Below are 13,404 nucleotides of genomic sequence, written 5' to 3' on the forward strand. Positions count from 1 at the left end.
GGCGCGTGGACGAAGGGCGAACCATCCGAACGGGAGGCGGAATGTTTATGGCCGACGTGAAATCCGACATTGAAATTGCGCGCGCTGCGAAGAAGCGTCCGATCCAGGAAATCGGCGCGAAACTGGGCATAGCGACAGAAGATCTCATGCCATATGGGCATGACAAGGCGAAAGTCTCGGCCGATTTCATTGCCCGCATCAAGGACAAGCCGAATGGCAGGCTGGTGCTGGTGACCGCCATCAATCCGACGCCGGCGGGCGAGGGCAAAACCACGACCACGGTCGGCCTGGGCGACGGGCTCAACCGTATCGGTAAAAAGGCGGTGGTGTGCATTCGCGAGGCCTCGCTCGGCCCGTGTTTCGGGGTGAAGGGCGGCGCGGCCGGAGGCGGCTATGCGCAGGTGGTGCCGATGGAGGACATGAACCTGCATTTCACCGGCGATTTCCACGCCATCACCTCGGCGCACAACCTGCTTTCGGCGCTGATCGACAATCACATCTATTGGGGCAACGAGCAGGGCATCGACATCAGGCGCATCGCCTGGCGGCGCGTCATGGACATGAACGACCGGGCGCTCCGGCAGATCGTTGCCTCGCTGGGCGGCGTCGCCAACGGCTATCCGCGCGAAACCGGCTTCGACATCACCGTCGCCTCGGAAGTCATGGCCATTCTCTGTCTGTCGACCGATCTCAAGGATCTCGAAAAGCGGCTCGGCGACATCATCATCGGCTACCGTCGCGACAAGAGCCCGGTCTTCGCCCGCGACATCAAGGCCGACGGGGCGATGACGGTGCTGCTGAAGGACGCGATGCAGCCCAATCTGGTGCAGACGCTCGAGAATAATCCGGCTTTCGTGCATGGCGGCCCCTTCGCCAACATCGCCCATGGCTGCAATTCGGTGGTGGCGACCACCACCGCGCTGAAACTCGCCGACTATGTCGTCACCGAAGCCGGTTTCGGCGCCGATCTCGGCGCGGAGAAGTTCTTCGACATCAAATGCCGCAAGGCCGGGCTGAAGCCGGATGCGGCGGTGATCGTGGCGACGGCGCGGGCGATGAAGATGAATGGCGGCGTCAAGAAGGAAGATCTCGGCGTCGAGAATGTCGCCGCCGTGCAGAAAGGTTGCGCCAATCTCGGCCGTCACGTGCAGAACGTCAAAAAATTCGGCGTGCCCGTGGTGGTCGGCATCAATCACTTCACCTCCGATACGGAGGCCGAGATCAAGGCGATCCAGGAGTATGTCGCCACCCTCGGCGTCGAGGCGATCCTGTGCAAGCACTGGGCGCAAGGCTCGGCCGGGATCGAGGATCTCGCCCGCAAGGTGGTCGAACTCGCCGAAGGCGGCCAATCGCAATTCGCGCCGCTTTATCCCGACGACATGCCTCTGTTCGAAAAGATCGAGCGGATCGCCAAATCGATCTATCACGCCGGCGAGGTAACCGCCGACAAGTCTGTGCGAGATCAGCTCCGCACCTGGGAGGCGCAGGGCTACGGAAAACTGCCGGTCTGCATGGCCAAGACGCAATATTCCTTCTCCACCGATCCCGGCCTGCGCGGCGCGCCGGAGGGGCATGTGGTGAATGTGCGCGAGGTCAGGCTGTCGGCGGGCGCCGGTTTCGTGGTGGCGATCACCGGCGAGATCATGACCATGCCCGGCCTGCCGAAGTCCCCGTCGTCGGAGCGGATCTATCTCAACGAGATGGGGTATATCGAAGGGCTATTCTGATCTGGCGCCATGAAAAGGCATCAGCACGCCGCCCTTCACCAGCAATAGCGATAGCCGCCTTTGCGCGTGAGCGTATCGAGATGCAGATGCGTCTCGTGCGCCGCGTCGCTGCCGGGGTCGAGCACGGTGGAGAAATAAAGGCATGCCGCCGAGGCGACTGCGCGCTGGAACGCGCCGTTGAGCGTTGAATCCTCCTCGCGCGGCGAAATCGTCAATGTCGCGCCAGATTTGAAGGTGAAGGCGGCTATATCCACCGCGCTTCCATGCGCGTGTTCGGAGATCTTGCCATTCGACGCCGAATTGCGATTGCGACACACATAGGTGGAGGCTTGGTTGATCGCGGTAAGAGTTTCCGTCGGACGGGCTTTTTGGCGAAGGGGAGGACGACGTCCTGGGTCCAGCGCGAGAGGTTCAACGCCGTCTGGCACCGCATCTGGCCAGGAGGCGTAAGCGAAACGCCGGCGCCGAGCGACTTGACCAGCAACGGTCGGTCGATGCCGCAGCCGCCACCGTCGTCGATGCGCTCGATCTCGCTGAATTCCGCTCCCAGCGCCGTCAGCGCCGCGGAGCAGCGCGTGAAAGCCGCCGGATCTTCTGTCTCTATCGGTGGCGCTTCCGCCTCAGGGGCGCTCGGGGATACCGCGCTGTCCGGTCTTGCGGCGGCGCCTGGCGCGGGAGAGCCGGCCTTCGCCTCCGGGGCCGTGATAGGCGTCTTCGGCGCATCCGGCCCCGCGTCCGGTCGGCTTTGAGGAATGGGTCCATGGACCGGGAGGTCCGCGCCGGCGAGCAGCAGGGTCGAAGCGAGTAGGACTATGGCGCGCAGGGGACGGCCCTCCATGAATCTGTGTCTCGAAGGAGAACGCATGGCTGCCGTCTCGGTTCGCCGTTCGATGCCGGCGCCTCTCGTCCGGCCGAAACCCTCATCGCCGCAGGGAATAAGAGCCGTGGTCGGAAGGCTGTTTCGGCCCCTTGTCAATTCTGAAAAGATTGATATTGGTAGCGACATGAAAACGTCTGTGATCATGGCTATCTGGTGGTGGGTTCGCTGAAAACGCGGCCTCGGATCGTCATGTGTTAAAGACAAGACCACGAAGCCGCCCGGAAAGAGGCGGCTTTTTTCATATCCGGGCCGCGCTCGACCGGGCCTTGACGGAGAGAAAGAATGGGAACGCGCATACTGGAAGACGGCTCGGAGCAATATGTGACGAAGGGCGGGGTGACGATCACCCGGACCCGTCGCGAAACCTCTTACGCCGACGCGATCGACTCTTATGTCGAAAAGCTCGACGAGCGCCGCGGCGCCGTCCTGTCTTCCAACTATGAATATCCGGGCCGCTACACCCGCTGGGACGTGGCGGTCTGTGACCCGCCGCTCGGCGTGTCCTCCTTCGGCCGCTCCGTCTGGCTCGAAGCCTATAACGAGCGCGGCGAAGTTCTGCTCGACATCATCGCAGAAGAACTTGCCCGCGTGGAGGACCTGACGCTGGGCGCGCGCAGCGCCCGCCGGCTCGACCTCACCGTGAATGCACCCTCGCGCGTCTTCACAGAAGAAGAGCGCTCGAAGATGCCCACGGTCTTCACCGTGCTCCGCGCCATCACCGGCCTGTTCCATTCGGCCGAGGACAGCTCGATCGGCCTCTACGGCGCCTTCGGCTACGATCTCGCCTTCCAGTTCGACGCCATCGATCTTAAGCTCAAGCGGCCCGACGACCAGCGCGACATGGTGCTGTTCCTGCCCGACGAGATCCTGGTGGTCGACAATTATTCCGCCAAGGCTTGGATCGACCGATACGAATACGCCAAGGAGGATCGGACGACGGTCGGCAAGGCCGGCGACACGGTTCCCGAACCTTTCCGCTCGACCGATACGATCCGCCGCGCGGCGATCACCGACCCGGCGAATATGCCGATCTCGTCAAGCACGCCAAGAAGAGCTTCCAGCGGGGAGACCTGTTCGAGGTCGTGCCGGGCCAGAAATTCATGGAGCGCTGCGACTCCAAGCCTTCGGCCATCGCCCGGCGTCTGAAGGCGATCAATCCGTCGCCCTATTCCTTCTTCATCAATCTCGGCAATCAGGAATATCTGGTCGGCGCCTCGCCCGAAATGTTCGTGCGCGTGTCGGGTCGCCGTATCGAGACCTGCCCGATCTCCGGCACGATCAAGCGTGGCGACGATGCGATCTCCGACAGCGAGCAAATCCTCAAGCTCCTGAACTCCAAGAAGGACGAGTCCGAGCTGACCATGTGCTCCGACGTCGATCGCAACGACAAGAGCCGCGTCTGCGAGCCGGCTTCGGTCAAGGTCATCGGCCGCCGGCAGATCGAGATGTATTCGCGCCTCATCCACACGGTCGATCATATCGAGGGCCGCTTGCGCGACGATATGGACGCCTTCGACGGCTTCCTCAGCCATGCCTGGGCCGTGACCGTCACCGGCGCGCCGAAGCTCTGGGCGATGCGCTTCATCGAGGCGCATGAAAAGAGCCCGCGCGTGTGGTATGGCGGCGCGATCGGCTGGGTCGGTTTCAACGGCGACATGAACACCGGTCTGACGCTGCGCACCATCCGTATCAAGGACGGGATCGCCGAAGTGCGCGCCGGCGCGACGCTGCTTTACGATTCCATTCCGGAAGAGGAGGAGGCCGAGACCGAACTCAAGGCCTCCGCCATGATCGCCGCCATCCGCGACGCCAAGACAGGGAATTCCGCCATGACCAAGCGCGATGTCGCCAAAGTCGGCCAGGGGGTCAATATCCTGCTGGTCGACCACGAAGATTCCTTCGTGCACACGCTCGCCAACTATTTCCGCCAGACGGGCGCGACGGTCTCCACCGTGCGCACGCCGGTTCCGGAAGAGGTGTTCGACCGGATGAACCCCGACCTCGTGGTGCTGTCGCCCGGGCCGGGCTCGCCGTCGGATTTCGATTGCAAGGCGACGATCAAGAAGGCGAGGGCGCGCAATCTGCCGATCTTCGGCGTCTGCCTTGGGCTCCAGGCGCTGGCCGAAGCCTATGGCGGCGAACTCCGCCATCTCGCCATTCCCATGCATGGCAAGCCGTCGCGCATCCGCGTGCTCGAGCCCGGCGTGGTGTTCTCAGGCCTCGGCAAGGAAGTGACCGTGGGCCGCTATCATTCGATCTTCGCCGACCCCGCCACCCTCGACCGCGATTTCATCATCACGGCCGAAAGCGAGGACGGCACGATCATGGGCATCGAGCACACGAAAGAGCCGGTGGCGGCCGTGCAGTTCCACCCGGAATCGATCATGACGCTCGGCTCCGAAGCCGGCATGCGGATGATCGAGAATGTCGTGGCGCATCTGGCGAAAAGGGCCAAGGTGAAAGCGGCTTGAGGGGAGAGGGCAAGAATAGGGTTAGCCTAAGTTTGTCGGTGCGACGTGAGAGCTTCAGGCTTTGTTGACAACCATTTTTTGTGCTATAAGTCAGGTAGTAGATCTTTTTGGTGGTGATTAAATGGGCGGGCTATTTTCAAAATTTTCGATATGCGAAGTTGTAAAAAAATGAGTTTCTGTTTGCTGGCGATGTCAGTTGCTCTGCCCGCAAAAGCCCGCTTCATATCTCCTGACGATTGGGAGCCAACCAAAGCTGGTGTAGGCACAAACAGGTATGCATATTCTGAAAATGACCCAATAAATAAAAGTGATCAAAATGGACATTCGACCATTATTGATTGGAATGGTAACATACGAGATGTGAAAATTGATGGGGATTTGGGTGTTTATCAAGGTGTTCCGCCAGGCTTCCAAGGCCCTCCAGGCAGGATAGGTGAAACACGGTTTGCTGATGGGTTTGTCAGCCCAGATTCTAAGATTCCTGGCGGAAAGTACGGAGCGAAGATTTCACTCGGTGAAGAATTCGATTCGAGATTTAATAAACTTGCAAAGGATGCAGAGACCCGTTCTTTGCTTGGTGTTACCTACGATTCTGCCGCAGGTGGAAAATACGATGTAAAATCAACTACCCCAGGCAAGGGCCCTTATGATGGTGTTATGTTGGATGGTAAGTACATGTCTATGCGCGAAATAGGCAATGTGTTGGCCGGATACAATATGGCTAAGCAAGGAATACCTCGCGAAAATTTCCAACAAGCATCTGGCGGGTATCAGAAGGGAGGCTTCTGGGGGCGTTCATGGGATACATGGGGCTGCCATATGGAACCGCACCAAATTGGGGCGAGAATGATTACCAAAGAACTAGAAGCGAATACGGGTACGAAAAGGCGAAGAATGAGCAAACTCTTTCTGGCGGGGATGACGCGTCGCAAGGCGCTGGTTCTTGGGGGTGAGGTGAGGAAACTATTGCCTATTTTCTTTTTTGTTATCTTATTATTTTCTACGGTTTTTCCGTCAAGATTTTTATTTGTCTTCGAGAAAGTTGTTGCGGTTTCATCTGGAAAACTCTTTTCTCATAAAGAGTATTGCGTAAACGGAGAGTGTGGATTTGTTGTTTCTGAGTCGGGGTTTTCCCTAGATTCTGAGGTCATAAAATATTTTTATACTGACCGAAGTTATTTCAATTGGCCAGTACTGAACAAGAATTACGTGATGTTTGACGACAGTGGTTCGTTCTGCATCAGATCCTATGTGGACGGCGTTTTCACGTTGGCTGCGATGGGAGAGCCTGCCATCAACAACATTCCTGATGCGGTCAAAGTCGTTCAGGTTCGAGATCTGAACGCGGAATGTGGCCTGAACACCTACTGATGAATGTCAGGATGTTCGCGCACTTTGGTCAGACAGCGTTGAGCGTCGAGCGCAGTTTAGCGTGGCAACGCCTCGCCATTGCAGACCTTCCTATTTGGCGCTTCAGATTATTTCGTCCCAGATCGATCCACAGCGATCGCCGCCGCTGCTCTTGACCCTCATCGCAAATTCACTCATATGCGACATCATCGAAACCGCGCGCTGGCCCGTCCTGCGCGCGGTTTCGCGTTGAAGGACTTGAGTTTTTGCAAATCACTCGCATTCGCGGAAGGGGACGGCGATGGAAAAAAGCGACATGACTGTCCGGAGGCTGGCCTTCTGGGGCATTCCGCTGTCCTTCGGGGTGATGGGGCTGAAGCTGCTGGCGTGGTGGGTGACGGGTTCGGTGGCGCTTTTGTCCGACGGGCTGGAATCGACGGTCAACGTCATCGCGGCGTTCCTGGCTTATTTCGTCATTCGATATGCGCAGAAGCCGGCTGACGACGACCATCCCTATGGGCATCACAAGGCGGAATATCTCTCGGCCGTGCTCGAGGGCGTCCTCATCGTGGTGGCCGCACTGCTGATCATCCGCGAGGCGATCCCGGCGCTCTTTGCGCCCACGGTGCTCGAGGCTCCTTTTCTCGGTCTCGCGATCAACGCCGTCGCCGCCATCATCAATGCGGCATGGGCCACGGTGTTGATACGGGTTGGCAAGAGTCATCGTTCGCCGGCCCTTTCTGCAGATGGCCAGCACATCATGTCCGACGTGGTGACGTCGTGCGGCGTGCTGGTGGGGTTGATTCTGGTGCTGTTCACCGGCTATGCGATCCTCGATCCTGCGCTTGCCGTGATCGTCGCGCTCAACATCATCTGGCAGGGCTGGAAGGTCATTTCGCATTCGGTGGCGGGGTTGATGGATGTCGCGGTTTCCAGCGAGGAGGCCGATGCGATCAAGCTGGCGATCAAGGACAATTCGCAGGGTTCGCTCGGCGTGCACTATCTGCGCTCTCGCCGCGCCGGGGCGGCCACGTTCGTCGCCTTCGATCTCGTCGTTCCCTCGTCGATGTCGGTGGGCGACGCGCATCTGATCTGCGACCGGCTCGAAATGGCGGTCCACAAAGCATTGCCCGGCGCGAGAGTGACCATCCATGTCGAGCCGGAAAACGAAATGGCGCATGGCGCCGGCGTAGAAATCTGAAGGAGACCACTGAATGAGCAAAACCGATGTTTCCGGCCTGACGCAACTCGGCCAGGCCGTCGAGACCCCGGCCAGTCCGGAGGCCGCCGTGTTGGAGCGCGTTCCCTCGGGCAATCGCGACGCCAATTACGTCGTGCGCTTCACCGCGCCGGAATTCACGTCGCTCTGCCCGATGACCGGGCAACCCGATTTCGCCCATATCGTCATCGACTACATCCCCGGCGAGTGGCTGGTGGAATCGAAATCGCTGAAGCTGTTTCTTACCTCGTTCCGCAATCACGGCGCCTTTCACGAGGATTGCTCCATCTATATCGCCAAGCGGCTCGTCGACCTTCTCGATCCGAAATGGCTGCGCATCGGCGCCTACTGGTATCCGCGCGGCGGCATTCCGATCGATGTGTTCTGGCAGACCGGCGCGCCGCCCGAAGGCGTCTGGCTGCCGGATCAGGGTGTCGCGCCCTATCGCGGCCGCGGCTGACGCCGGTTGTGCATCGATCAGGACCGGCTTTTGCCGGCCCTGACAGTTTTGCGGGATCAGGCGTAGCTGTCGTTGTCGTCGTCCGGATCGAGCCAATCGCCGTCGTCGAACTGGTCATCGGCCTGCTGCAGGTCGTTGTTGTCATCGCCGGCATTGCCGCTATCGCCGTTCAGGAAATAGTTGTTGACCACGGTTTCCTCGACCGGCGCGTTGCCGGATCCAAACAGTCCGGCGCCATTGCCGAAACTCGAGCCGAACAGGCCGTTCGAGCCGCTGACATGCGGCGAAATGAGATCGCGGACAGCATCCGCTGCGAGCACGCCGCCGGCCACGCCGGCCGCTGTGGTGAGCGCGCCGCGCAAGAAGCCGCCGCTGGCAGAGGCCTGGGCCTGACCCCAGGGGCCGGCGGGCGCAGCGTCGCGTCCCCATGGGCTCGGGGCCGCGGGCGCAGAGACTGGCTGCCGGTTCGAACGGGCGAAATCGTCATAAAGCTGGCCCGAACGCGCGGCTTGGCACGGTTGCTGGCCCGCGCCGAACAGGCCGGAAAGGCCGCCGAGGAAGCCGCCCGGGATTTGCGTTGCGGAGGCGGGTCTCTGGCGTTCGAGTTCCGCGATCTGATCCTGCAGGTCCTGGATGCGGCTCGTCAGCGCTGTGAGCGCCTGATCCTGAACGATCACCGCCTGCGCCAGCAAATAGGCCGCATGCGGCTGTTCTCTCAGGCTGCGCTGGATCAGGTCTTCGGCGTCGGGATCTCGCGGCGTCGACGCCGCGCCGCGTGTGCGGTCGAACAGATCGCTCAACAAGCTTCGTTCTTCCGGTGACATGATCGTCTCCTTCCGGTTCATGGGCCAACCATGAGGTAGGATCGGAAAAAGGCCGAAAGATGCGAGATCGGATTAAATCCTCGTAACAAAAAACGGGCCCGAAGGCCCGCCTGGAAAACGACTATGGTTGCGATCGTTCAGCCGAACATCAGCGCCGCTCCGCCGACCGCTGTCAGCGCGCCGAGAAGGCGGCCGATGACGGCGCTGCGGCTCGAAGCCCAGACGCCGAGACCGAGGCCGATGGCGTGCAGCATCGCCGTCGCGGCGACGAAACCGAGGCCGAAGATCAGCGCATCGGCGCCGCCCAGTTCTGCGCCATGCGCGTAGCCGTGAAACAGCGCGAAAGCGCCGACGACGACCATGCCCAGCATGGTCGGCAGTTTCACGGCGAGCGCCACCAAAAGACCCAGGCCGACGACGGAGGCGAGGATCGCCGGTTCGACGAAGGGCAGGGACGCGCCGGTCAGCGCAAGAACGAAGCCGACAGCCATCACCATGACGAAGCTTGCGGGAACCGCAAAGCGCGCCTTGCCGCCGAGCTGCGCCGCCCAAAGGCCCACCGCGATCATCGCCAGCATATGGTCCGTCCCGGAAAAGGGATGCAGGAGCCCGCTCGCCATCGCGCCATGTGCGAGCGGATCGACATGGGCGAATGCCGGCGCTGTCGTGAGTGCGAGGAGGGGCGCAGCTGACAAGGCGGCGGCGGAGATTCGTTTCGACATGGAAGGACCCTCGGTTTCTGACGTGTTCTCGCGCCGTTACAGGCGGCGTTCAGGCAAAGACTAGTCCCGCCATCGTAACCCTGTCCATACGGCGTTTGCCGCAGATGGCCTTTCGCTGCCGTTTTTTTGTTCCTTGAGCGGCGATGCCCGTTTTCGCGGCGCCGGTGGAGCTGCTTCCCCGGGCTTTACCGGCAATTCACCCGTTTCGCGTAATCCGCATTTGTTGCATTGTCTTTCCATGTGAGTCGCCCTATCTCAGGGCTCGGAAAGCTTCGAAATCTGGAGAATTGGATGAACGACGAAGACGACGACAAGGAAAAGAAGGTCGAGGCGCCGATGGGCAAGGACATCGAGTCCAATCTCTTCAAGTCGCGATCCATCTTCATCTATGGCGGTATCACCCAGGAGCTGGCCCACAAGGTCTGCGCCCAGCTGGTGGCGCTCGCCGCGGCCGGCGACGACGATATCCGCATCTTCGTCAATTCGCCGGGCGGTCATGTTGAATCGGGCGATTCGATCCATGACATGATCAAGTTCATCAAGCCGAAGGTCTGGATCATCGGTACGGGCTGGGTCGCATCGGCCGGCGCGCTGATCTTCGTCAGCGTTCCCAAGGAACGCCGCCTCTGCCTGACCAACACCCGCTTCCTGCTGCACCAACCCTCGGGCGGCACGCGCGGCATGGCGTCCGACATCGAGATCCAGGCGCGCGAGATCATTCGCATGAACGAGCGTCTGAACCGTATTTTCGCGGCGGCCACCGGCCAGTCGGTGGAAAAGATCGCCAAGGACACCGACCGTGATTATTGGCTCTCCGCCGAGGAAGCCAAGGACTACGGCCTGGTCTCGCGCATTATTTCGTCGCAGGCCGACATCTGAGCGCAGGCTGTCATTTGGAGCCCCCGTCGCTGCTCGCGTCGGGGGCTTTTTTGTTCGCGCCGCGCCATGCTTATGCTGCATTGCGCTTGTAAGCGTTCTCAAATCCCCATAACGTCCGCCACGAATGATCATGCTGGAGAAGAAGTTATGTCCGTTTCGGTTCTTGGGCGCGCCGCGCCGCGCTTCGGGGCTTGCGTCCACGCCGTGATCCGCGCCGTCGCCGGGACCGTCATTGCGGCGACCCTCGTCGCAGCGGCGACGGGACTGGCGACAGCGGGGGAAACCGTGGTCAATCTGGACGGCGGCATCGTCGCGACCCTCAATATGCCCGATCACACCGCTCCTGTGCCGGCGGTGCTGATGCTGCATGGTTTCGGCAGCTCGCGCGACGAGGTCGGCGGCATGTACAAACGCGCGGCCACTGCGCTGGCGATGAAAGGCATCGCCTCGCTCCGCGTCGATTTTCTCGGCTTCGGAGACAGCGCCGGCGATAGCGGCGACATCACCGTCAATAGCCAACTCGATCAGGCCAAGGCGGCCCTGGCGTTTCTGAACGCGAACAACGAGGTCGATTCCAAGCGGCTGGGCGTGCTCGGCTTCAGTCTCGGCGGCGGCGTCGGCACGCTTTTGGCGTCGGATCGTCCGTCCGAGGTCAAGTCGCTCGTCACCTGGTCGTCGGTCGGCGATTTCGAGCAGGATTTCCGCACGGTGCTCGGCGACAAGGCCTTCGATCGCGCCAAGGAAGACGGCATCGTCGGCCTCGATCTCGGCTTCCGCACCATCGCGCTCAAGCAGGCCTTCTTCGACAGCCTTTCCAAGCGCAAGATCGACGACGCCATCGCCAATTTCCCCGGCGCCTATCTCACCATCACCGGGTCGAAGGATTTCTCGGCGGCCTATTCCGAGCGTTTCGTCGGCCTGGCCAAGAATGCGGCTAAAGAAGTGATGATGATTCCGGAAGGCGACCATATCTTCAAGGTGCTGGAGCAGGATCAATCTATGGCGCAAAGCGTGATTGACAAGACGGCGGATTGGTTCTCAAAGACCCTCTGACGTCTTCCTCTCCCGCTTTTCCGGATCACGCATGTTCAAGGATTTTTCTCCGCAGAGCCTCGTCATGGGGCTGCTGGTCGCATTCGTCGGCTTCGCCAGTTCCTTCGCGGTCGTCGTTCACGGCGCCGTCGTCGCAGGCGCGACGGAGGCGCAGGCGACCTCAGGCCTGATGGCCTTGTCCATCGCCATGGGCCTGTGCGGGATTATCCTCAGCGCATGGAAGCGCATGCCGATTTCGGTGGCCTGGTCGACGCCCGGCGCCGCCTTCCTCGCCACGCTCACCGGCATCGAGGGCGGCTTTCCGGTGGCCGTCGGCGCTTTCATCCTTTCGAGCCTGCTGATCGTCGTCGCGGGTCTCTTCAGACCGCTCGGCCGTCTCGTTGCCTCCATTCCGCCGGCGCTCGCGAGCGCCATGCTTGCCGGCGTACTGGTGACGCTGTGCTTCGCGCCGATCAAGGCGATCGGCTTCGACCCGTGGCTCGGCGCCCCCTTGGTGATCGCCTTTTTCGTCGGCGGCGTGATCAATCGACTCCTGGCTGTGCCGGCGGCGCTCGTCGCCTTCGCGGCGGTGGTGGGTTTCGGCGTCGAAATACCGGACGGCGCCTTCGCCGGCGTCGGAGAGGCGCTCTGGCCGAGGCCCGAATGGGTGACGCCTCAGTTCACCCTGGCGGGCCTGGTTTCGATCGCGCTGCCGCTGTTCATCATCACCATGGCGTCCCAGAATATTCCCGGCATCACCGTGCTCAAGGTCAACGGCTATGAGCCGCCGCCGGGGCCGCTCTTCACCATGACCGGCGTGTTCTCACTGCTGGCCGCGCCCTTCGGCGGCGTCGCGGTCAATCTCGCGGCGATCACCGCGGCGATGTGCGCGGGGCCGGACGCCCATCCGGATCCGAAGCGACGCTATTGGGCCGGCATCGTTGCGGGCGTCTTCTATGTCATTCTCGGACTAACCGCCGGCGGGGTCACCGCTTTCGTGGCGCTGGCGCCGAAAATCCTGATCGAGGCGGTGGCGGGGCTCGCGCTGCTCGCGGCCTTTTCCGGCTCGGCGGTATCCGCCTTCAAGGATGCCGAAACGCGCGAGGCCGCCGCGGTGACCTTCGTCACCACGGCGTCCGGCGTATCCTTCGCCGGGGTGTCCGGCGCTTTCTGGGGATTGCTGGCGGGCGGCGCCGTCATGGCGCTCGGCCGTCTGTCGCGACGCCGGCGCGGCTGACGCCCGCCTTCGGTCGATCAGATGAAATCGAAATCCGAGGCCTTGAGGTCTGACAATCGCGTGTCGTCGAAACGCAGTTCGTGACGGCCGAAATCGAACACCAGGTCTTCGCCTTCATCGGTGGTGCGGGCCAGAGCCTTCAGCTCGCTGAAACTGTCAACGCCGAGATCGCTGTCGATCCGCACGGTGTCGTTCGAAGCGAAGTCTTCGATCTCGGTGACGCCCTGGCGGAAGATGAACACATCGGCGCCCGCGCCGCCTTCCAGATCGTTGTTGCCGGCGCCGCCGTCGAGAATGTCGTTGCCGGATCCGCCTTCCAGGTCGTCATTGCCGGCTCCGCCATAGAGCTTGTCATTGCCGGCCCCGCCTTCGAGATCGTCATGACCGGCGAAGCCGTACAGGATATCGTTGCCGCCGCGGCCGAAAATGTCATCGCTGTTGGCGGTGCCTTCGAGGCGGTTGTTGCGGTCGTTTCCAGTGATGCGCGCCATGTCGCGTCTCCTTGTTTCGTTGAATGACGATCCGCTTCTCGCACAGGCCGACTTTTGCTTCGCTGACAGCGGCTGTCAGTGAATTGTAAGTTTCGTCATGATAGAGCCTCTC

Annotated in this window: 10 protein-coding genes and 2 pseudogenes; 8 read left to right on the forward strand and 4 right to left on the reverse strand. The window is 61.4% G+C overall.

All coding sequences use genetic code 11. The features are described from left to right. The first annotated feature begins 47 nt into the window (after nt 1-47). On the forward strand, nt 48-1,727 hold the full coding sequence (locus H2O14_RS18200) for a formate--tetrahydrofolate ligase (RefSeq protein WP_182829430.1): 1,680 nt from the start codon (nt 48-50) through the stop codon (nt 1,725-1,727). A 35-nt stretch (nt 1,728-1,762) separates the two neighbouring features. On the opposite strand, the pseudogene H2O14_RS29495 reads toward H2O14_RS18200, so the two are convergent. Next, a pseudogene (locus H2O14_RS29495) lies at nt 1,763-2,565 on the reverse strand (extensin family protein). A 324-nt stretch (nt 2,566-2,889) separates the two neighbouring features. Between H2O14_RS29495 and H2O14_RS18210 the strand changes: the two are divergent. The 4 genes and pseudogenes from H2O14_RS18210 (at nt 2,890) to queF (ending at nt 8,107) form a co-directional block, all read left to right on the forward strand. Then, nucleotides 2,890-5,078: pseudogene (locus tag H2O14_RS18210) on the forward strand (anthranilate synthase). A 168-nt stretch (nt 5,079-5,246) separates the two neighbouring features. Continuing rightward, entirely contained in the window at nt 5,247-6,449 is a 1,203-nt protein-coding gene (locus H2O14_RS18215; protein WP_182828763.1) for a hypothetical protein, read from the forward strand. Nucleotides 6,450-6,729: 280 nt separating this feature from the next. Continuing rightward, on the forward strand, nt 6,730-7,629 hold the full coding sequence (locus H2O14_RS18220; RefSeq protein WP_182828764.1) for a cation diffusion facilitator family transporter: 900 nt from the start codon (nt 6,730-6,732) through the stop codon (nt 7,627-7,629). Between the two features lie 13 nt (nt 7,630-7,642). Continuing rightward, on the forward strand, nt 7,643-8,107 hold the full coding sequence (gene queF, locus H2O14_RS18225) for a preQ(1) synthase (protein ID WP_182828765.1): 465 nt from the start codon (nt 7,643-7,645) through the stop codon (nt 8,105-8,107). Nucleotides 8,108-8,163: 56 nt separating this feature from the next. Here queF and H2O14_RS18230 read toward each other — a convergent pair whose 3' ends face one another. Further along, complete coding sequence (locus H2O14_RS18230) at nt 8,164-8,931, reverse strand: DUF2076 domain-containing protein (RefSeq protein ID WP_182828766.1); 768 nt, start codon at nt 8,929-8,931, stop codon at nt 8,164-8,166. Nucleotides 8,932-9,068: 137 nt separating this feature from the next. After that, nucleotides 9,069-9,653, reverse strand: coding sequence for a HupE/UreJ family protein (locus H2O14_RS18235; protein ID WP_182828767.1), 585 nt, complete (start codon nt 9,651-9,653; stop codon nt 9,069-9,071). Between the two features lie 291 nt (nt 9,654-9,944). Here H2O14_RS18235 and H2O14_RS18240 point away from each other — a divergent pair, with 291 nt between their 5' ends. The 3 genes from H2O14_RS18240 to H2O14_RS18250 all read left to right on the forward strand — a co-directional run bounded on the left by H2O14_RS18240 (nt 9,945) and on the right by H2O14_RS18250 (nt 12,801). Beyond that, nucleotides 9,945-10,532 carry an ATP-dependent Clp protease proteolytic subunit gene (locus tag H2O14_RS18240; RefSeq protein WP_182828768.1) on the forward strand — a complete coding sequence of 196 codons (588 nt, stop codon included), beginning with the start codon at nt 9,945-9,947 and terminating at the stop codon, nt 10,530-10,532. A 147-nt stretch (nt 10,533-10,679) separates the two neighbouring features. After that, nucleotides 10,680-11,585, forward strand: a complete 906-nt coding sequence (locus H2O14_RS18245) for an alpha/beta hydrolase family protein (protein ID WP_182828769.1) — start codon at nt 10,680-10,682, stop codon at nt 11,583-11,585. Between the two features lie 31 nt (nt 11,586-11,616). After that, nucleotides 11,617-12,801, forward strand: a complete 1,185-nt coding sequence (locus H2O14_RS18250; RefSeq protein WP_182828770.1) for a benzoate/H(+) symporter BenE family transporter — start codon at nt 11,617-11,619, stop codon at nt 12,799-12,801. Between the two features lie 17 nt (nt 12,802-12,818). Here H2O14_RS18250 and H2O14_RS28525 read toward each other — a convergent pair whose 3' ends face one another. Then, nucleotides 12,819-13,292, reverse strand: coding sequence for a calcium-binding protein (locus H2O14_RS28525; protein ID WP_182828771.1), 474 nt, complete (start codon nt 13,290-13,292; stop codon nt 12,819-12,821). Nucleotides 13,293-13,404 lie beyond the last annotated feature (112 nt).

The sequence above is a fragment of the Rhizobium sp. G21 genome, from assembly GCF_014158035.1.
GTDB lineage: Bacteria > Pseudomonadota > Alphaproteobacteria > Rhizobiales > Rhizobiaceae > Rhizobium_E.